Raw genomic sequence first — 20,133 nt, 5'->3', positions numbered from 1 at the left:
CGGTACCGGACAGCGACCGGCAATTCACCCGATCACGCCCACCGCAAATAACCGACATCATTGACGGAAACCTCAGCCGCCACACTCATCGCAAAGGACACTTCATGACCACCACACCGCAATCCAGCACCGAACACATAAGGAAACCCAACGATCAACCATCGCAGCCAGACACCGCCACACTCCCCCGGTATCCGCTGCTCCTGCTCGCCGCCACCGCACTCATCGCCGTGCTCTTCGACCGCATCGTCGTCGCCACATTCCTCTCCCTCTACACACCTGACTTCCACGACACGTTCCCCCACATGACCGTCGCTCTCGCCATCTTCTGGTTTGCATGTCTCGTCGTTGTCACCGCGCTGCACTGGCGTACGGCGAAACGCAACCCCTACGCATGGTTCACGACAGCGGCCATCACCCTGCTCGCCATCTGGATGATCGTCGCCGAACACAGCATTCGCGCGGCCAACGGTACGACGGAGGACGGCAGCGTCATCGCCAATCCCCTGCTCGGTTTTGACATCGCACCCACCGACGGTTTCCCCTTCCTCGGCAACAACGAATACCAGCTCCTCACACTCACGATCGCCGTTCCCTCACTGCTCATGCTGCACGCCCAGCTGGTCGGCGGGCTGTTCTCCCCCTCGCATCCGTTCGGTCTCGCCCTGCGCTGGCTGACCGGATGGATCATTCAGCCATTCAATCGACTCGACACGTTCGGCATGGCCCTTGCCAAGGCAATCAATACCGCGGCCGCCCACGGCAAACGTCCCGCGCTGTGTAAGATCGGCATCGCCGCACTGATCTGCGTGCCAGTGGTCGGCGTACTGCTGGCGTTGCTGGCGAGCGCGGACATGGTATTCGCCTACGGGTTGTCGAGTGTGTTCCACGATTTCGACGTCAACGCCATCCTGTTCCACGGCACGATCATATTGGTGCCGATTCCGTTCCTATACTCGCTGCTTGCCAACCTCGTTCCGCAGGATAACCGCGATACGTCAGTACGCACGAATTCGACGAAGTCGACCGGATCAAGTGACACAGCCGACTCCTCCAACGACTTGCGCGCTCTCTACTCGTTCAACGTCCGTCTTTCATTGGATCCCACGATCACCATGATCGTACTGGGTGCGGCACTGATCGTATACGCGGTGTTCTGCTCGGTGCAGTTCACGTTCCTGTTCGCCGGTGCCGGTCTGCCCGACGGGCTCACGTACGCGGAATACGCGCGCAGCGGCTTCTTCCAGCTGCTGTTCGTCGCCGCGGTGAACCTGGCAGCATTCGGACTGGTGCTCACCTACGTGCGCAACGGCGACGAAACGCATGTCGCGCAGTCAGGTCATGGCACACAGCGCCGCGCGCTCATCGTCATGCTGATCGGCCTGATCGCCGCGACCGCAGTGCTGCTGGCATCGGCGGCCACGCGACTCGGCCTGTACATCGGCGCGTATGGGCTGACCTGGCTGCGATTCACGGCCATGTCGTTCATCGCCCTGCTGGCCGTGGTGCTTGTGCTCTGCTTGGCGAAGATGCGATTCGCACGCATTCCGTTGATCACGGTCTGCTGTATCCTGTTCGTCCTCTGGTACATCGCGCTCGGATACGCCGATCCCGCCGCCCTGATTCAGCACTACAACCTCGTCCACGGCTTCACCGCCGCCCTGCCGTTGCAGTAGGCGTGGTTCCTGCCCTCTCATACGGGCCGAAAAAGACGAAAACTACAATTCGTAGTGGTTTACAGACGTTTTAAGCGCTTACAACATCCGTAATCTACTACGAATTACCGGAATCGTCTTTTTCAGCCCGTATTTCACGCCTGATGGACGGGACAGCGCGGGTAGGCAACGAAAAAGTCCGCATGTCACGGGAAGTGAGCATGCGGACTTTCGTACTCGTACCGAATCAGACCGAAGGACGATCAGTAGTGGACGTAGGTGTAGGCACCGCTGGCGGCGTTAGGGATGGTCTGGTAGTAGATCTTGCCGTTCATCGACTTGCCGCAGTTCGACGTGACGATCGACCCGTCGGACAGCACCTGCTCCACGATGGCCACGTGACCGTAGACGGCGCTGGACCCGTTCTGGCCGGCGCGGAAGGAGATGGCGGCACCCACGTGCGGCGTGGTGTTCACCAGATAGCCGAGTCGGCGACCCGAGTTGCCCCAATCCTGACCGTTGCCCATGTAGGAGCCGACCGGCAGCTGCAGCTTGCTGCGACGGACGTACGCCCACCAGGTGCACTGGCTGTACTCGTAGACATTGCCGACATTACCGGTGTTATGGCCGTAGCAGAAGGAAGATCCCGCAGCGCAGTTGCCGGGAACGGAGTAGTTCATGCCCGAGGCGCCACCGGAGGAAGAGCCGCCGGACGACGATCCACCGGAGGAACTACCGCCGCTGGATCCACCGGAGGAACTACCGCCCGACGACGGACGGCTTGACGAACCACTGTTGGAAGACGATCCGCTGTTCGACGAACCGCCCGACGGACGGGTCGTGCCCTGACCACCGCTGTTGCCATTGATCTGCTGCTGCGCACTCTGCTGGGCGGCGGCCTGCTGCGCGGCGATCTGCTGGTTATACGAGTCGATCTGCGACTGGATCATCACGGTCTGCGCGGCCTGCTGCGCGGCGGCGGTCTTCAGCTCGTTTTGACGAGACTCCAGTTCGGCACGCTGCTGGTCGCCCTTGTTGCGCAGATCGTTGAGCGACGCGGTCTTGGCCTGCGCGTCTGCGGCGGCCTGCTTGGCCGCGGCGGCCTTGGTCTCAGCCGCGGTCTTCAACGTGGTGATCTGCTTCTCGATGGCGTCCAGACGATCCTTGCGGTTCATCTGCGTGTTCTTGGTGGTGGCGGCCTCGTTCGCGGCATTGGACTCGGAACGGGTCACGGCCGCGTCGGACTGCATGGTCTTGATGAAGTCATCGGTGCTCTTCGCGCCCGTCACCACGCTCATGGTGTCGGATGCGGCGGAACCGTGGAAACTGTCACGGGCCAGCTGGGCGACGGCGGCATGGGCGTCGTCGTAATCCTCACCGGTCTGCTGGATCTTCTCCTCCAGATCGGCCTTGTCCTTTTGCGCGGCCTCAAGTCTGGACGCCGCGGCATCGGCCTCTCCCTGTGCGGCCTCGGCCGCGTTCGCCGCATTATCGGCGGCCTCGATGGCGGCGGGAATCTGGTTGTTGGTCAGATCGTCGAGTTCGATGATCTTCTGAGCCAGATCATTGCTCACACCGCTCAGCTGCGATTCGAGGCTCTTCTGCTTGGCCTTGCTTTCCGACAGCTGACTGTACGACGGAACGGCGTTGGCCTCCTGGGCCGGAACGCCAAGCGACGCCAGCGCCATCGATGCAGCCATCCCCAGACCTGCGACGATCGCGATGGCTTTGGTGCTTGTACGCATTACGGTCATAACGTCTCCTTACGCATTCGGCGCCCAATCATAACCCATGAAACTGAAAACGCCCGTTTCAGGCCGCTCTCAGGCCTTGAGATACTTTCTCAGCGAAATCAGCGAGGCGATCGCGGACAACAGTATGGCCCCAACGATCAGTCCCGGCGAGATCAGCAGCACCGTGGCGATGTTCACGAACGGCATCCATGTGATGGTCTGGGCGAGCGATCCCTCGACGAACACCTTGACGATGCCGGCGAGCGCCGCACACGACAGGATCGATCCGATCAGCGACGCGATCACGCCCTCAAGAATGAACGGCAGCTGGATGATCCAGTTGGACGCGCCCACCAGTCGCATGATCTCCGTCTCGTTCTTGCGCGACGCCGCGGACATGCGGATCGTGGTTCCGGTGAGCATGATGGCCACGAGCACCATCACCGCGGCGAGCACCACGGTGACCGCGGTACCACGGTTGAGCACGGCGAACACGGGTTCGAAGATCTGCCGCTGGTCCTGTACCTCCTCAACGCCGGTCTTGCCGGAGAGCACCTCGGACACCTGCTGGTATTTCTCGGCGTTGGTGAGCTTGAGTCGTAGCGAGTCCTGCATGTCGTCCGCGGTGAGCGTGCGGCCCTGATAGACACCGCCCGGATACTGCTTGGTGAACGTGTCGTCGAAGAACTGCTGCTTGCTCACGTACGTGATCTTGGAGACCTCGTTGTGCAACTCCTCCTTGATCGTGTCCTGGATATTCATGATCTCTTCGGTGGTGGGCGCCTTGCCGGACGCGCAGTTGGCGGACTGGCTAGTGCCATCGGGGCAGAGCCAGACCACGACCTCCACCTTGTCGTACCAGGTTCCCTTGGCCTTTGTGATCTGCGCCTGCATGAGCACGGATGCGCCGATGAACAGGAACGAAATGAAGGTGACGAGCATGACGGACAGGATCATGGATCCGTTGCGCTTGATGCTGGTCCAGGTTTCCGAAAGGACGAATCGGAATCTCATCGTGTGCTCTCCTGCTGGTCGTGCTGATCGTTTGCGTTGTGATTGCCACTGCCGCGGCGTCCGCGCGGCGGAGCCGGAGGGGCGGGAGGCGTGGGTGGTTGCGGTATGGACCGATCGGGCTTCTTCCCAGATGTCTTGGACGCGGGCTCGGGTGCCGGGGCAGGCGGCACCGGAACACGCTTGGGCTTGAACTTGGCGTCGGGATCATCATCCGTTTGGGGTGCGGAAGGCTGAGACACGGCCGGCTTTGCCGCCGGCACGCGTTCCGCGCGGTCGTCGGTGTCGTCGACGATCGCAGCGCCATGTGCATCGCCGGCCGTCGTGCCGGCCTCCGTATCGTTGATCACGGTGCTGTCATCGATGACGATGCCCTTGCCCCAGGTGAGCGTGGTCTCCACGGGGGCGAACGCCTCGCCATAGCGTCCGGTTCGTCCGGAATGCACCGAACTGGCCAGTCGAGCGATGCCTTCGTCACCGGCGGTCACGTTGTTCACGGCCTCGGCAGCCGCCAGCACACCCTCGGTCACGGAACGGGTCTTCTCGTCAAGGGAATCGTCAGCGACGGAGTCGGACGGCACGCCCTTCGTGTCCTTGTCATCGCCCGTGTCGGCGGCCGCGCGGGAACGCAACTGAGTACGCCCGTCCACGCCAAGCGCCTTCTGCGCTCTCGCCTCCACTTCCGCATCGGGGAAGTACGTGGCGGAATCATACGATCCCTGCGCCTCGTCACGCACGATCTTGCCGTTGTGCAGCTCCACCACGCGCTTGCGCATGGAGTTGACGATCTCCTCATTGTGCGTGGCCATCACGATGGTGGTGCCGGTGCGGTTGATCGCCTCAAGCACCTCCATGATGCCCACCGACGTGGTGGGGTCAAGATTGCCAGTGGGCTCATCGGCCAGCAGGATCTGCGGGTGATTCACGTAGGCGCGGGCGATCGCCACACGCTGCGCCTCGCCGCCGGACAGCTCATGCGGCAGACGATCCTCCTTGCCGGTCAGACCCACGGTCTGCAACACCTGCGGTACCAGCGATTTGATCGTGGAACGACGGGTGCCGATCACCTCGAGCGCAAACGCCACGTTCTGATACACGGTCTTATTGGCCAGCAGCTTGTAGTCCTGAAACACGAAGCCGATGGATCGGCGATACTGCGGCACCTGACGATTACGCATACGACGCAGATCATTGCCCGCCACACGGATGTCACCCTCGGTGGCCAGCTCCTCGTGCAGCAGCAGACTCAGCAACGTGGTCTTGCCGGAACCGGACGCACCCACCAGGAACACGAACTCGCCGCGTTCGATGTCAAGCGTGATGTCATCAAGCGCCGGTCGCGATCCACGCGGATATATCTTGGTGACGTCCTTAAGCGAAATCAGTGCCATTGATATCCCCTACCCAATTATTGAATGCACAACCATACACAACCCGGCCGCCGAAACCGACGGCCGGACCATCATCTACTCAGCGGCTTCGGCCTGTGCCTCGCGACGCTGCTGATGACGCCAACGAATGCCGGCGTCAATGAACTCGTCGATCTCGCCATCGAACACGGCCTGCGTCTGCGAGGTCTCGTATCCGGTACGCAGATCCTTGACCATCTGGTACGGGTGCAGCACGTAGGAACGCATCTGATCACCCCAGCTGGCCTTGATGTCGCCGGCGAGCTCCTTCTTCTTCTTGGCCTCCTCCTCGTGCTTGAGCACCAGCAGTCGGGACTGCAGCACGGCCATGGCGGACGCACGGTTCTGGATCTGACTACGCTCATCCTGCATGGTCACCACAATGCCGGTGGGAAGGTGGGTGATACGCACGGCGGAGTACGTGGTGTTCACGCCCTGGCCGCCAGGACCGGAGGAGCAGTACGTATCCACACGGATATCAGTGTCCGGAACGTCGATGTGATCGGTCGCCTCGACCAGCGGAACCACCTCGACCGCGGCGAAACTGGTCTGACGACGACCCTGGTTATCGAACGGGCTGATGCGCACCAGACGATGCGTGCCGCCCTCCACGCTCAGACGACCATAGGCGTACGGCGCATCCACCTGGAACGTGGCGGACTTGATGCCGGCCTCCTCGGCGTAGGACGTATCCATCACCTTGGCCTTGTATCCGTGACGCTCGGCCCAACGCAGATACATGCGCAGCAGGATCTGTGCCCAGTCGGCCGCGTCCACGCCACCCGCGCCGGAACGGATCGTCACCACGGCGGAACGCTCATCGTACTCGCCGTCGAGCAGGGTCTGGATCTCCAGATCGGCCAAATCCTTGCCCAGCGTTTCGATCTCGGACTGCGCCTCGTCAAGCGTGTCCTTGTCGTCCTCTTCCTTGCCAAGCTCCACCAGCGTCTCCACATCGTCGATGCGGGAGCCGGCGCCCTCAATGCGCTTGAGCTGGGATTCGGCGGCCGACAGACGGCTCGTCACCTTCTGCGCATTGTCCGGATCGTCCCACAGGCCAGGAGCGCTGGCGTCCTTCTCGAGATCCTTGATCTGCGAGCGCAGGGAATCAAGATCGATCGCGGTGGCGATCATGTCGTACTTGGCACGCAATTCGCTGATGCCTTGGGAAAAATCAAATTCTGCCATCGTTGTTCACCTTACAATCGTGCTGGTTGTTCGTTGCCGGTCGGTCTTCCTGATTTAACAGGCCTTGCACAAACCGCGACGACTGGCATGCCGCGGACTGCGAGGATAGGAAATCGTCGATGCCGCATCGGACGGGGACGGTTCAGCGAGTCATGGTATTCCGCACGTTGCGTATGGAATCATTCCATGTGACACGCTGCCGATGGAATCATCGACACCTATGAGAGCGGCACGTCAAAGGCCGGCATACAACGCCGGAATAACCAGACTGCCGAGCATGCCCACGGCCACGACGACGCTCACCGCCCGTGCGACGGTACGACGACGACGCGCCTGCTGCTCGCGTTCTTTCCGGTATTCGTTCACAAAGCGTCATTGTAACGGCTCCCCCTCACAAAAACACTGTGATTACGCCCGTGAGACGTTCGCCAGCCGGGTAGACGGGAGGATTTATTGTTAAAAGCGGAATCCGTATGCGCGATCCGTGCATCTTCGGTGCACGAACCATATTCGCATATGGCTGATCAATTCGATTCGAATCCGATCCCAAAGGAGTATCAATGACCGAATCACGCAAGGCATGGGGATGGGGACTCGCCAGCATCGACGCCGCCGGCAACACCCTTGACGTGTGGTATCCACAGCTCGAACTCGGCGACGCACCCGCCGAAACCGATCGCCCCAACCACGATTTCGGCGTACTCGCCCACGATCAGGCCGACGCCCGTGGCGTGCGCCGCGTGCCCGTGTTCACCATCTCCTCCCTCGACGAGCCAATCATCGACGCCGCCGACGCCTACCTTCGCCTTCACCTCATGAGCATGCGCCTCGCCAAGCCGAACACCCTCAACCTCGACGGCATCTTCGGCAAGCTCAACAACGTCGTCTGGACCAACTACGGCCCGTTCGCCGTCGAAGACTTCGCCCTCCGCAAGCTCGACGTCCTCAAGGCCGCCGCCGGCTCCCCGCTGCCCACCGCCGACGTCAACGTGCTCTCCGTCGACAAATTCCCCCGCATGATCGACTACGTCGTCCCCTCCGGTGTCCGCATCGGTGACGCCGACCGCGTCCGCCTCGGCGCCCACCTCGCCGAAGGCACCACCGTCATGCACGCCGGCTTCGTCAACTTCAACGCCGGCACCCTCGGCACCTCCATGGTCGAAGGCCGCGTCTCTCAGGGCGTCGTCGTCGGCAACGGCTCCGACATCGGCGGCGGTGCCTCCATCATGGGCACCCTCTCCGGCGGCGGCAAGCTCCGCAACTCCATCGGCGAACACTCCCTCCTCGGCGCCAACGCCGGCATCGGCATCTCCCTCGGCGACAACTGCGTCGTCGAAGCCGGCCTCTACGTCACCGCCGGCACCAAGGTCACCATCTACGACAAGGCCAAGCTCGCCGCCGGCCAGCCCCTCGACGTCGTCAAAGGCGCCGAACTCTCCGGCAAGGACAACATCATGTTCATCCGCAACTCCGTCAGCGGTGCCATTGAAGCACGCAGCCGGAAGCATGGGATAGAGCTCAACTCCGCCCTCCACAAAAACTGAATATTTGGGGAACGGAGCGTTGTCTGCGTTACCGAAGACTCGACGTATTGATATACGCCTTCGCCTTCGGCGCCTTGACACCGCACACGTTCCCCAAATATTCAAACAATCAGGGATGGAGTGTCGTCTGCGTTACCGAAGACTCGACGTATTGATATACGCCTTCGCCTTCGGTGCCTTGACACCGCACATGTTCCCCAACAATTCAACATGTTCAATGTAATGGGCCTGCGGTGAGGGAGATTCCTCACCGCAGGCCCATTGCGTTTGCCGTGAGACGCGACGCGTCGGCGGCGAACTAGCGCTGGTCGATCGGCACGTAGGCGCGTTCGGGCTCGCCCGTGTACACCTGACGGGGGCGGCCGATCTTCGTGGCCGGATCGGCAAGCATCTCACGATACTGCGCGATCCAACCCGGAATGCGGCCCAGCGCGAACAGCGTGGTGAACATCTGCGGATCGAAGCCGATCGCACGATAGATCAGACCGGTGTAGAAATCGACGTTCGGATACAGGTGACGCGACACGAAATAGTCGTCGTGCAGGGCGATATCCTCGAGTTCAAGCGCCACATCAAGCAACGCCCGCTCGCCAGAGAACGCATCGGCGCGCTGTTCCATGATCTTCTTCAGATACTTCTTGGCGATGGCCGCACGCGGATCGTACGACTTGTACACGCGATGACCCAGGCCGGAGATACGGCGACCGTCCTTCTTCGCCTCTTCGACAAACTCTTTGACGCTCTTGCCAGAGTCACGGATCTGCTCAAGCTGACGCAGCACGGCCTCGTTCGCACCGCCATGCAGCGGGCCGGACAATGCGTTGATGCCCGCAGCCACCGCAGAATACAGATTCGCGTGCGCACTGCCGGCGATGCGCACCACCGACGTGGAGCAGTTCTGCTCGTGATCGGCATGAATGATGAGCAGCTTGTCGAGCGCATCCACCATCAACGGATCGGATTCGAACTTGGTGTACGGCACGGCGAAGCTCATGCGCAGGAAGTCATCCACATAGCCGCGCAGATAATCGGGGTACAGCATCGGCTCGTCACGGCGACGACGATGGATATGCGAGACGATGGTGCGCACCTTCGCCATGATGTTGGCCGCCGCCTCGTTGAGCTGCTCGGGATCGTTGATATCCACGGTGTCCGGATGATAAGCGGCGAGCGCGTTCACCGCCGAGGCGAGCACGCTCATCGGGTGCGAGGTGCGCGGGAACGAGCCGAGGAACGTGCGGAACTCCTCGCCCACCACGGTCTTGCGCAGGATGTTCTCACGATACGTCGCATACTGGGATGCGGTCGGCAGCTCGCCGAACTGCAGCAACCACGCCACTTCGAGGAAGTTCGAATGCTCGCACAGCTGGCTGATCGGATAGCCGCGGTAGCGCAGCACGGAATTATGCCCGTCGATGAACGTGATCTTGGATTCGCACTGCGCGGTGGTGAGGAAGCCCGGGTCCAGCGTGACCCAGCCGTCGTTGCGGAGTTTGGACACCACGATGCCGTCGGGCCCGCACGTGGCCTTCACGACCGGCAGGTTGAACGCAGTGGACTCCACCTCCAGCTTTGCAGTAGACATTTGCCCTCCCTAACACTTATGGGACCCACGCGCTACTGTTCGCCGACGCTTGGATACACGTCGATAGATGAACGCCGAAACACGCGAATCGTCCGACTCACGAAGTGTACGAGCCGTAATGTGGTCTTAGGTTACAGGATGCGCAACACCGATGCCGCGGAATGCCCATTTTTGAAAGAGCCCGCACGGTTTCCCTTGTTTTTCCTTCGTTTTCACGATAAATGACGTTTGGGAAATAACCGTGCGGACCACGTCGGCGTTGTTTATCGATGATCACACGGGATCGCCGACGATGCGCGGTCGCCGTGATATCGGCAGTCCGTCAGTCGCGTGCGGTGAGGATGATCGGATCGCCGTCGGTGATCGCGATCGTGTGCTCGCTGTGGGCGCCGCGCGAACCGTCCTCGGAACGCAGCGTCCAGCCGTCCTTCGGATCCTGGTAGATCTCGTCGGTGGTCTTGAGGAACCACGGTTCGATGGCGATGACCAGACCCGGGCGCAGCTTGTAGCCGTGGTGCGCCTTGCCGTCGTTCGGCACGTGCGGGTCGCCGTGCATGATGCGTCCCACGCCATGGCCGCCGAACTCGAGGTTCACGGTGTAGCCGTACGAGTGGGCGATGTCACCGATGGCGGCGGAGATGTCGCCCAGACGGTTGCCGGAACGGGCCTGGTCGATGCCGGCGGCGAGCGCCTCCTCGGTGCACTTGATCAGTCGCAGATCCTCGGGGTCGGGATCGTTGCCGACCACGAAGCTGATGGCGGAGTCGGCCACCCAGCCGTCCACGTTGATCGCCAGATCCAGCGACACCAGGTCGCCGTCCTTGAGCGTGTAGTCGAAGGGCACGCCGTGCAGCACGGCGTCGTTCACGGACGTGCAGATGTAGTGGGCGAACGGACCGGTACCGAAGTCAGGGGCGTAGTCGACGTAGCAGGATTCGGCTCCCTTGCGCGATTCGATGCGACGCTTGACGAAGTCGTCGATCTCCAGCAGGTTGGTGCCCACCTTGGTGGACTTCTTGAGATCGGAGAGGATGCCGGCGACGAATTTGCCGGCGGGGCGCATTTCGTTGATTTCCTGAGGTGTCTTGAGTTCGATCACTGTTGATTCACTTTCTACGTTTGTCATCCACAGTACTTCGTTACTGTACTGCAACGTCTCGGCATATGTTGATAACCGTTCTCAATCGCCGATCGTTGCCCTGATCGTTCCATATATCGCCACGCTGCGACAACGCCATCCGGAATACCACGACCATAAGTATGGCTGGACCGTTACTCTGGAATCATGACAGACTCGCTTATTTCCGGCATCGATCCGGCATCGTTCTCCTCCGTGATCAAGCCGTCCGATGATTTCTTCCGCTATGTCAATGGCCCGTGGATCGACACCTACTCGCTTCCCGCCGATCGTGCCCGTTTCGGCGCGTTCGATAAGCTCGCCGAGAACGCCGAGAAGGACGTTCGCGACATTCTCGAGGACGAGGACAGTCCGGCGATCAAATCGGCCGTGCTCTACCGTTCGTTCCTGAATCAGGATGCGATCGACGAGGCCGGTCTTGAGCCGCTTCGCCCCGATCTGAATGCCGTGGATTCCGCGACGGACAAGGCCGCGCTCACCCGTGTGCTCGGCGCGCTCAATCCCGCCGGCGGCCCGGATCTGATCGGGTTCATGGTGTATCCGAACCCCGGCGACCCGGATGTGAACGTGACGCATGTGGAGCAGTCCGGTCTGGATCTGCCCGATGAGGCGTACTACCGCGAGGATCGCTATGAGCAGGTGCGCTCCGCCTACGTGGACATGGTGGCGAATCTGCTGCAGCTCGCCAAGTATGCGGCCACCGGCGACGAGGCGGCCAGCAGCGCCGAGCGGTTCCTTGACGTGGAGAAGCGCATCGCCCGCCATCACTGGGATGTGGTGGCCACTCGCGACGAGGACAAGACCTACAATCCCACCGACTACATGGATCTGAAGGCCACGCTCGCCGACTTCGACATCGAGGCGTGGGCGCAGGCGTGGCAGGAGTCGTACGACCAGACGGTGGCCTCCGCACTGCTGCCGATCGACATGCATGCCGTGCTCGCCCACACGATCGTGCATGAGCCGAGCTTCCTGACGGGCATCAACCGCTTCTGGGCGGAGGCCGATCTTGAGGATCTGAAGCTGTGGGCGCGCGTGCACCTGCTGATCGGATGGGCGGGATACCTGAGCCACGAGTTCGATCAGGCCCGTTTCGATTTCTATGGCAAGGTGCTGTCCGGTACCACCAAGCAGCGTGATCGTTGGAAGCGTGCGGTGTCGCTGGTCAACGGCATCTGCGGCGAGGATGTGGGCCGCGAGTATGTGCGCCGCCACTTCCCCGATTCGTCCAAGCAGCGTATGGAGGAGCTGGTCGCCAATCTGATCAGCGCCTACCGCGCCTCGATTCAGGCGAGCGACTGGCTTGGTGCGGAGACCAAGGACAAGGCGCTGGAGAAGCTGTCGAAGTTCTCCCCGAAGATCGGATACACGAATCACTGGCGTGACTACGGCGCGCTGATCGTGTCCGATGAGCTGTCGCTGGTCGACAATCTGCATAACGCGTTCCGCTACGAGTCCGGCTACCAGCTGTCGAAGGCGGGCAAGCCCGTGGACAAGGATGAGTGGCTGATGAACCCGCAGACGGTGAACGCCTACTATGAGCCCACGATGAACGTGATCGTGTTCCCCGCCGCCATTCTGCAGCCGCCGTTCTTCGATCCGAACGCCGAGGATGCGGCCAACTACGGCGGCATCGGCGCGGTGATCGGCCATGAAATCGGCCACGGTTTCGACGATCAGGGCAGCAAGTACAACGGCGACGGCAAGCTGCACGACTGGTGGACCGCCGAGGACCGCACGAACTTCGAGAATCGTACCAAGGCGCTGATCGAGCAGTACAATGCGTTCGTCCCCGCACAGCTGGCCGAGAAGTACGAGGCGGAAGGCCATCCGGAGAAGGCACCGCATGTGAACGGCGCGCTGACGATCGGCGAGAACATCGGCGATCTGGGCGGCGTGAACATCGCCATCAAGGCGTACGCGATCTCGTTGGGCGCGCCCAACGGTTCGGCCGAGGCCGTGTCCAAGGCGCTGGACAATGCTCCGGTGATCGACGGATTCACCGGCGCACAGCGATTCTTCCTCTCGTACGCGTCGATCTGGCGTGGCAAGAACCGTGACGAGCTGGCCGAGCAGTATCTGCAGATCGACCCGCACTCCCCCGCCGAATTCCGCACGAACGGCATCGTACGCAATGTGGATCTGTTCTACAAGGCATTCGGCGTGACCGAGAACGATCGGATGTGGCTGGCGCCCGATCAGCGCGTTCGCATCTGGTAGCAGCGGACAGTCTCAGCCCCTTCCTAGGACGAACGGGCTGAGACGAACGGACTAGAACGCCGAACGGGACGTAACCGGAACCGACGGTTCCCGGTTACGTCCCGTTCGGCGTTCATATCGGACTGACCGAGCCGATCGTGACGGAAGTTATCCACATTACGCGTGATGGTGGGGCACATTGACGCACATTCCCCGTACGGCTTTCCCTGTTGCGACAGCGTGATGCACAGTAGATATCACCGTTGCTGTTGTGATCGGAATCATGGGCGATCCTCCTTCCCAAATCAGGCACATGCCTACTCACGCCCATGGATCCTGCTCCGCTGCGGTGACGGGCCAACGGGCATCGAAGTCGATGCAGACACGAGAAAGGGCATCAGCCATGGCACAGTCACAGATCATCATCACCGGTAACGTGGGCGCGGATCCGACCCGATTCGGTCCCGAAGGAGGCACACCGGCGTGCTCCTTTCGTCTGGCATCCACCCGTTCGTTTTGGAATCGGAGAACCAACGCATGGCAGGAGACCACCACGACGTGGATCACCGTCAAGGCATTCCGGACGCTGGCATTGAACGTGATGCAATCACTGCACAAAGGGGATGCGGTGATCGTATCGGGAACACTGGCCACGGAGGAATGGGAGCGCGACGGCATGACACGCACCAATCTCGTCATTGAAGCATCCACGGCGGGTCACGATCTGACCAAGGGACGATCGATGTTCGTCAGGAATCCCGGCAACGGCGGCTATCAGTCAGGAGATGGCGGATGGCCGAATCCTCGTAACAGTGAGGGCAACGGACCCGATGGTGCCATCGCACCGAACGGATCGCCCAATGCCGGCAACGGTGGCGGCAGGATCGGCGTCAATCCGTACAACAATCAGACCATGGGCGACGGCAACGAGGAATTCAACGGATTCGAAGGCAATGGGGGATGGCCGAACCAGAGTGAAGGGCAAAGCGGAGGACAGTCCTATCCACCCCAGTCACAGCCCCAGCCGCAACCACAATCACAACCACAAACCCAGCCCCAACCGCAATCAGGACTTCAGATCGATGCCGTTCCCGGGCCGGAACCAATAACGGCGTAACCGGCACCGGGCAACGAAATCCGACGACGTACCCGACCCAGAGAAGAAAAGGGGCCGACCGCATGTTGAACTGCGGTCGGCCCCTTATCATGGACAGTCGTTTCAGCCGAGTAGCGCCTTGACGCGATCGGCGATGGTGTCGGCGGCCTCGGCGGCGGGCACGGCGACTGTGTTCTCACCGTTGCGGTCACGCACTTCGATCGTGCCGTTGTTCACGGTGTCACGACCGGCCACGGCGATCACGGGAACGCCGATGAGCTCGGCATCCTTGAACTTCACACCGGGGGAAACCTTCTTGCGATCGTCGTAGATGACCTCAAGGCCACGGTCCTCGAGCTCGGCGACCAGCTTCTCGGCGGCCTCGAACGCCTCGGCGTTCTTGCCGGTGGCCACCACATGCACCTGGGCGGGGGCGATCACGGTCGGCCATGCCAGACCGCGCTCATCGTGATGCGTTTCGGCGATGCACGCCAGCACGCGGGACACGCCGATGCCATAGCAGCCCATCCACACCGGGACGGTCTTGCCGTTCTGGTCGAGCACCTTGAGATCAAGCGCCTTGGAGTACTTGAGACCCAGCTGGAACACCTGACCGATCTCCACACCGCGCTCGAAGCTCAGCGGGCCGGAGCCGTCCGGGCTCATATCGCCGTGACGGACCTCGACGGCCTCAACAGTGCCGTCGGCCTTGAAGTCACGGCCGTACACGAGGTTGTAGTAGTCCACTTCATGCTCGTCGGCACCAGTGAACCATGCGGAGCCCTTGACCACGTGGGCGTCCACAAAGTAGCGGACCGGGTTCTCGACTCCGGCGGCCTCGGCCTGCGGTCCCAGCACCATCGGTCCGATGTAGCCGGGCACCAGCTCCGGGTGGTTCTTGAGATCGGCCTCGGTGGCCTCCTCGATCTCGGCGGGGGCGAACTGCGCCTCAAGACGCTTCATGTCCACTGTGCGGTCGCCCGGAACGCCGACCACGATCACCTCGCGCCACGGTTCGTCATGATCCTCATCCTCGGCATGCTTGACGGCGATGACCACGTTCTTGAGGATGTCGGCGGCCTGCCATTCGCGGCCATCCGTACGCGGGTTGTCGGCGTTGCCGCGCTCGATCATCTGGTCGATCGTCTTGGCATCCGGGGTGGCGCGCTTCTCGGCGGCCGGCACATCGGAGCAGTCGATCTCGGGCAGCTCGGGCGTGTGCAGCGCCTCGACGTTCCACGCCTTGCCGGACGGGGCGAGCGCGAACGTGTCCTCGCCGATCGGCATTGGGGCCAGGAACTCCTCGGATGCGGAGCCGCCCATCGGGCCGGACATGGCGAACACGGGCACGTACTTGAGATCAAGACGCTGGAAGATGCGCTCGTAGGCGCCACGCTCGTCGTAGTAGGCCTTGCGCATGCCCTCCTCGTCGATGGTGAACGAGTAGGCGTCCTTCATGATGAACTCACGACCGCGGATCAGACCGGCGCGCGGACGGAACTCGTCGCGGTACTTGGTCTGGATCTGGTACAGGGTGACGGGGAGATCCTTGTACGAGGAGTACATGTCCTTGACCAGCAGGGTGAACATTTCCTCGTGCGTCGGCGCGAGCAGATAGTCGGCCTGATGACGGTCCTTCAGACGGAAGATGTTGTCGCCGTACTCCTCCCAACGGTGGGTGGCCTCATACGGTTCGCGCGGCAGCAGCGCGGGGAAGTGCACCTCCTGGGCACCGATGCCGTTGATCTCCTCGCGGATGATGTCCTCGATCTTGTTGAGGACCTTCAGGCCCAGCGGCAGCCAGGTCCAGATGCCGGGAGCGGCCTTGCGAATGTAGCCGGCACGCTGCAGCAGTTTTGCGGAATCGACGTCCGCGTCGGCGGGGTCCTCGCGCAGAGTGCGCAGGAACATGGTAGACATACGAAGAGTGTTGGAAGTCATGTGTTCCAAGGTATTCGGTTTCACGGACATCATTTCACACGTCATTGCACAGATCACCGTGCAACATCATCGTTCACGAATATCGACGTCAATCTTGCCATGACGGTCCTGTTATGGACACAATGGAATGGACGAAGGAGGCACCCATGCCCGACCCAGTCCACGAATCCGATTCCACCAACGTTCCGCAGTCACCGCCGACATCTCCGACACCACAATCCTCGTCACCGACCACTCAGCAGCCATGTGCATGGCCGGCAAGCACCGCGCAACTGCGCGACGGCACACTGAACCCCGACGATTTCTCGCCGGTCCGGGGACGGTTCACACCGACCGGACTGGACCTTGATGACCCCCGATGCGTCACGGTATTGGAACTGAGTCGTTCGGCCGCCGACCTGCTCGACGAACGGGCGCGGCTCATCACCGAGATCCGCGCATCGACGACAACGGCGGTGTCACGACCGTCAGCCGGTCAACCGCAGCCAGCGCCACAATCACAACCACCATCCCAACAACCCCAACAACCGGCACCACCGTATTCGCAGTATCCGGCAACATCGCAATCCGTACCGCCCAGCCAGGCATATCCACAACCGGCATATCCACAACCGGCACCCCCACAGCCAATATCCCAAACCACACCGCAGCCCACGTATCCATCGCAGGCCTATACCCCATATCCCCAGCCGACTCCATCGGCCGCATCCCCGCAACCGCCGGCACGCACCCGCCGGTTCCACGTCTCCACCGTGCAGATCCTGCTGCTGGCGCTCGGCGTCGGCCTGATCGGACTCGCCGTCTCCGTATTCGCGTTCATCACCTATCCGATCTTCGGCGACGGGGCGCGTACGGCATGCATCGCCGTCACGGGACTCATCGGACTGGCCGTCTCATATATGCTCGCCCCCAAAGTGCGTGTCACCGCGGAAGGCGTGGCATGGGCGTCATGTTTCGCACTGGTCACCGCAAGCGTGCTCGCCGGCGGACTCGGAGCGATACCGCTCCTCCGGTGGCGGGATCTGGTCACCGGACTGCTGCTGCTCGTACTCGCCGGCATCACCCTCGGACTGTATCTGGCGAGCGCGCATCGATCAGCGCCCATACGCGCCTACTCATTGACGTCATGTCTGTTGCTGCCCATATCCCTTGCCCTGATCGGCAACACGAACCTGCTGAGTCACACCGGACGGAGCGTCGCCACCATCGCCTGCATGACGGGCGTACTCCTTCTGGCGCTACTGGCACCGCTGCCGGATACGGAGCGTCTGGCGGCAACGGCAATATCCTCCTTTGTGCTGATGGTGATCGGATTCGGTGATTTCGCCAATCCCAACCACGTCCGGTACGCAGCCATCACGTCCCTGCTTGCGTATCTGATTCCAATGGCCTTCGCCACGCTGTTGTGGATACGAATCGCCGCGCCAACAGCTACTGCGAACACGACAGCACCAACGACCGTCGTACCGTCCACCACCCCAACCCCGAATCATCAGCGTGCGCTCCGCGACGCGACCCGTTGGGTGCTCACCATCGTCACGATGATCATGGGCATCGGTATGGCGGGGCTCTCCCTTGTCAACGATTATCGCCCATTGCCGCCGGATCTGATCACCGGGCTGTTCGGTGTGGCTGCGCTCGCCGTCGGCGTCATCTGGATGATGAAACGGCCGACGTTGCGCAGCTGGCCCGCACTCTGGCCCGGTCTGGTGATGCTGCTGGTGCCGATGCTGCTCGTGTCCCGCAACGACCGCGGAGAGTGGCACACCCGGTACGGCGTGATGTGGTCCATTGGGCAGCAGTCGTCGAGTCCCGATCGTGCAATGATCATCCGCGCGGTATTGCTGTTGCTGATCGCTCTGGCGTTAGTGATCGCCGGCGCATTGCTCGGCTGGCAGGCACCGGTCATCGCCGGCTCCATCACGCTGATCATCCATGTGATGGTGCAGCTTTGGACGTGGATCGTCATGTTCTCGATGGCATTCTGGTGGGTGTGGCTGGCGGCCGGCGGCATTCTGCTGGTGGTGGTCGCCGCACGATACGAGCGCAGCATCAATACAGCGAGAACGCTGATCACGCGGATCTCGCAACTGCGGTAGTCAGCGAGTCAGCGGTCGGCCAGCACGCCCATCGTGTAGGCGCTGGAATCCCCGGCGGAATAGTAGATCTCGCCGGGCTTGGCACCGCCTTCAAGCAGCTTGCTCACGGTCACGAAATGGTATCCCTGATCCTGCAGCTGTTTCACGATCTGTGGTATGGCCGCGGCGGTGCTGCCGTAGGTGTCGTGCAGATCGATGATCGACCCGCTCAACGTCGTACTCACCACTTGTTTCACGATGGCGTCGGCGTCGCGGCTCTTCCAATCCAAGGAATCGATGTTCCACAGGACCAGGCTCAATCCGTCGGTCTTGGCCCGACTGAGCACGGTATCACTCCATGCGCCGTCGGGCGCACGCAGTAACGTCGGACGGCTCCCGGTGGCGTTTTCGATCGCGTTGGCGGTCTTGTCGAGACTGGTCTTCAAGTCGCCGGCGGACAGCGCGTGCAGCTGCGTATGCGACCATGACATGCTCCCGATCTCATGGCCTTCCGCGGCCTCACGCCTGAGCAGATCGACGTTGCTGCCGGAGATGTTCTGCCCTTGCACAAAGAACGTGGCGGGCACTCCGGACTGTCGGAGCGCGTCGAGCACCTTGGGCGTGTTCGTCTTGTCCGGCCCGTCGTCGAAGGTGAGCGCCACGCATTTGCTGAGTCGGCAGTCAAGCGGCATGGCGTTCCTTACGGCGTCGACGGCGGACTGCAGATCGCTCATCACGCCCTTGGTCGATTCTGCGGTCAGATTATTGGTCTTCTGCAATGCCGTTGCCGCGTCGATCGCGTCGGACAGCGCAGTGCGCAGCGATTCGTCGACCTTGCCGGCGGACACGTCAAGCACCGTCTGTGCGGTGGACACGAGATACGACAGTCGAGACCGCACGTTGATGGTCTTCTGATCCTCGATGCTGGCCTTCACGTTATCGGCTGCATACTGCACTTCACCGGTGCGTTTGAACATCGGCACGATGGCGTCCCCGAACGATCCGGAGAGCGCATCGAGATCATCCGTACTGGCGTTGCCGGAGCATTCGCTTTCGTTGAGCGTGTTGAGATCAAGACCGATGACGGCACTGTCGTTGGTGCCGGCAAGCTCGTTGAGTGTGTCGAGCAGTTTGGTGTTGGCGACATCGTCCGGCGACGTCTTGCCGAGTTCACGCGCGGCCTTCATGGTGGCGGTGTAGGTGGTGACCGTGGTGACGTATTTCGTTTGCGCGTTCTGGCAGGATTGCAGTGCGTCGGCGTGTGCCTGCGCTCGGGACAAGGAGATATTGCGCGCGATCGTCATACCCGCGACCAGCGCCAGTATGACGAATACGGCGAGGAACGCGATAAGCAGCGGTTTGGGACGATGGGATTGCGGTATGGCTACAGTCGCGTCCCCGGATTCGATGTATTCCGAAGTGGCGTCGGGTTCGCTCCCCCACTGACTTGCGAACGCGTCAACGCCGTCCGTCTCATTGAAACCTGCGTTGGCGGCATTGGCATCGGAGTCGTTGGCCGAAGAACCGGTGACGTCCTTGTCCTGCTGTTGAGTCAT

General features: G+C 61.7%; 14 protein-coding genes. 5 read left to right on the top strand and 9 right to left on the bottom strand.

What is annotated here, in order from left to right:
- Positions 1 to 104 precede the first annotated feature (104 nt).
- Positions 105 to 1,676, top strand: a complete 1,572-nt coding sequence (locus BTIS_RS02955) for a DUF4153 domain-containing protein (RefSeq protein WP_094662472.1) — start codon at positions 105 to 107, stop codon at positions 1,674 to 1,676.
- 242 nt (positions 1,677 to 1,918) lie between these two features.
- On the opposite strand, the gene BTIS_RS02950 is transcribed toward BTIS_RS02955, so the two are convergent.
- The 5 genes from BTIS_RS02950 to BTIS_RS12195 all read right to left on the bottom strand — a co-directional run bounded on the left by BTIS_RS02950 (position 1,919) and on the right by BTIS_RS12195 (position 7,362).
- On the bottom strand, positions 1,919 to 3,409 hold the full coding sequence (locus BTIS_RS02950; protein ID WP_245819226.1) for a CHAP domain-containing protein: 1,491 nt from the start codon (positions 3,407 to 3,409) through the stop codon (positions 1,919 to 1,921).
- Positions 3,410 to 3,478: 69 nt separating this feature from the next.
- Entirely contained in the window at positions 3,479 to 4,402 is a 924-nt protein-coding gene (gene ftsX / locus BTIS_RS02945; RefSeq protein WP_094662471.1) for a permease-like cell division protein FtsX, read from the bottom strand.
- Positions 4,399 to 5,790 (bottom strand): cell division ATP-binding protein FtsE, encoded by a 1,392-nt coding sequence (gene ftsE, locus BTIS_RS02940; protein WP_094662469.1) that lies wholly within the window; start codon positions 5,788 to 5,790, stop codon positions 4,399 to 4,401. The genes ftsX and ftsE overlap by 4 nt, the downstream gene beginning before the upstream one ends.
- Positions 5,791 to 5,865: 75 nt before the next feature.
- Positions 5,866 to 6,996: a peptide chain release factor 2 gene (gene prfB / locus BTIS_RS02935; RefSeq protein ID WP_094662468.1), complete on the bottom strand. Its 1,131-nt coding sequence runs from the start codon at positions 6,994 to 6,996 to the stop codon at positions 5,866 to 5,868.
- 234 nt (positions 6,997 to 7,230) lie between these two features.
- Positions 7,231 to 7,362, bottom strand: coding sequence for a hypothetical protein (locus BTIS_RS12195; RefSeq protein ID WP_258185403.1), 132 nt, complete (start codon positions 7,360 to 7,362; stop codon positions 7,231 to 7,233).
- 194 nt (positions 7,363 to 7,556) lie between these two features.
- Here BTIS_RS12195 and dapD point away from each other — a divergent pair, with 194 nt between their 5' ends.
- The gene (gene dapD / locus BTIS_RS02930) at positions 7,557 to 8,540 is read left to right on the top strand and encodes a 2,3,4,5-tetrahydropyridine-2,6-dicarboxylate N-succinyltransferase (protein ID WP_094662466.1); all 984 of its coding nucleotides are present in this window, start codon (positions 7,557 to 7,559) and stop codon (positions 8,538 to 8,540) included.
- 298 nt (positions 8,541 to 8,838) lie between these two features.
- Here the strand turns inward: dapD and BTIS_RS02925 are convergent, their stop codons facing one another.
- Together BTIS_RS02925 and map are read right to left on the bottom strand one after the other, a co-directional pair.
- Positions 8,839 to 10,125 (bottom strand): citrate synthase, encoded by a 1,287-nt coding sequence (locus tag BTIS_RS02925; protein ID WP_094662464.1) that lies wholly within the window; start codon positions 10,123 to 10,125, stop codon positions 8,839 to 8,841.
- Positions 10,126 to 10,447: 322 nt separating this feature from the next.
- A complete protein-coding gene (map, locus tag BTIS_RS02920) occupies positions 10,448 to 11,224 on the bottom strand; it encodes a type I methionyl aminopeptidase (RefSeq protein ID WP_094662524.1) in 777 nt (258 codons plus the stop codon).
- Between the two features lie 186 nt (positions 11,225 to 11,410).
- Here map and BTIS_RS02915 point away from each other — a divergent pair, with 186 nt between their 5' ends.
- Both BTIS_RS02915 and BTIS_RS02910 read left to right on the top strand, forming a co-directional pair.
- Positions 11,411 to 13,483: a M13 family metallopeptidase gene (locus BTIS_RS02915; RefSeq protein ID WP_094662462.1), complete on the top strand. Its 2,073-nt coding sequence runs from the start codon at positions 11,411 to 11,413 to the stop codon at positions 13,481 to 13,483.
- A gap of 382 nt (positions 13,484 to 13,865) precedes the next feature.
- Complete coding sequence (locus BTIS_RS02910) at positions 13,866 to 14,579, top strand: single-stranded DNA-binding protein (RefSeq protein ID WP_158216818.1); 714 nt, start codon at positions 13,866 to 13,868, stop codon at positions 14,577 to 14,579.
- Between the two features lie 102 nt (positions 14,580 to 14,681).
- Here the strand turns inward: BTIS_RS02910 and BTIS_RS02905 are convergent, their stop codons facing one another.
- On the bottom strand, positions 14,682 to 16,499 hold the full coding sequence (locus BTIS_RS02905; RefSeq protein WP_169713043.1) for a proline--tRNA ligase: 1,818 nt from the start codon (positions 16,497 to 16,499) through the stop codon (positions 14,682 to 14,684).
- Positions 16,500 to 16,645: 146 nt separating this feature from the next.
- On the opposite strand from BTIS_RS02905, the gene BTIS_RS02895 reads away from it, so the two are divergent.
- Positions 16,646 to 18,598: an SCO7613 C-terminal domain-containing membrane protein gene (locus BTIS_RS02895; protein WP_143248850.1), complete on the top strand. Its 1,953-nt coding sequence runs from the start codon at positions 16,646 to 16,648 to the stop codon at positions 18,596 to 18,598.
- An 8-nt stretch (positions 18,599 to 18,606) separates the two neighbouring features.
- On the opposite strand, the gene BTIS_RS02890 is transcribed toward BTIS_RS02895, so the two are convergent.
- Entirely contained in the window at positions 18,607 to 20,133 is a 1,527-nt protein-coding gene (locus BTIS_RS02890; protein ID WP_094662454.1) for a polysaccharide deacetylase family protein, read from the bottom strand.

The organism is Bifidobacterium tissieri (assembly GCF_002259645.1).
Classification (GTDB): domain Bacteria; phylum Actinomycetota; class Actinomycetes; order Actinomycetales; family Bifidobacteriaceae; genus Galliscardovia; species Galliscardovia tissieri.
The sequence above is the reverse complement of the archived record's forward strand: the minus strand, read 5'-3'. Positions and strand labels throughout refer to the sequence as shown.

Bases quoted from the DNA above. Each gene is read 5' to 3' on its own strand.
- BTIS_RS02955 (WP_094662472.1), top strand. From the start codon at position 105: ATGACCACCACACCGCAATCCAGCACCGAACACATAAGGAAACCCAAC.
- BTIS_RS02950 (WP_245819226.1), bottom strand. From the start codon at position 3,409: ATGACCGTAATGCGTACAAGCACCAAAGCCATCGCGATCGTCGCAGGT.
- ftsX (WP_094662471.1), bottom strand. From the start codon at position 4,402: ATGAGATTCCGATTCGTCCTTTCGGAAACCTGGACCAGCATCAAGCGC.
- ftsE (WP_094662469.1), bottom strand. From the start codon at position 5,790: ATGGCACTGATTTCGCTTAAGGACGTCACCAAGATATATCCGCGTGGA.
- prfB (WP_094662468.1), bottom strand. From the start codon at position 6,996: ATGGCAGAATTTGATTTTTCCCAAGGCATCAGCGAATTGCGTGCCAAG.
- dapD (WP_094662466.1), top strand. From the start codon at position 7,557: ATGACCGAATCACGCAAGGCATGGGGATGGGGACTCGCCAGCATCGAC.
- BTIS_RS02925 (WP_094662464.1), bottom strand. From the start codon at position 10,125: ATGTCTACTGCAAAGCTGGAGGTGGAGTCCACTGCGTTCAACCTGCCG.
- BTIS_RS02915 (WP_094662462.1), top strand. From the start codon at position 11,411: ATGACAGACTCGCTTATTTCCGGCATCGATCCGGCATCGTTCTCCTCC.
- BTIS_RS02910 (WP_158216818.1), top strand. From the start codon at position 13,866: ATGGCACAGTCACAGATCATCATCACCGGTAACGTGGGCGCGGATCCG.
- BTIS_RS02905 (WP_169713043.1), bottom strand. From the start codon at position 16,499: ATGACTTCCAACACTCTTCGTATGTCTACCATGTTCCTGCGCACTCTG.
- BTIS_RS02895 (WP_143248850.1), top strand. From the start codon at position 16,646: ATGCCCGACCCAGTCCACGAATCCGATTCCACCAACGTTCCGCAGTCA.
- BTIS_RS02890 (WP_094662454.1), bottom strand. From the start codon at position 20,133: ATGACTCAACAGCAGGACAAGGACGTCACCGGTTCTTCGGCCAACGAC.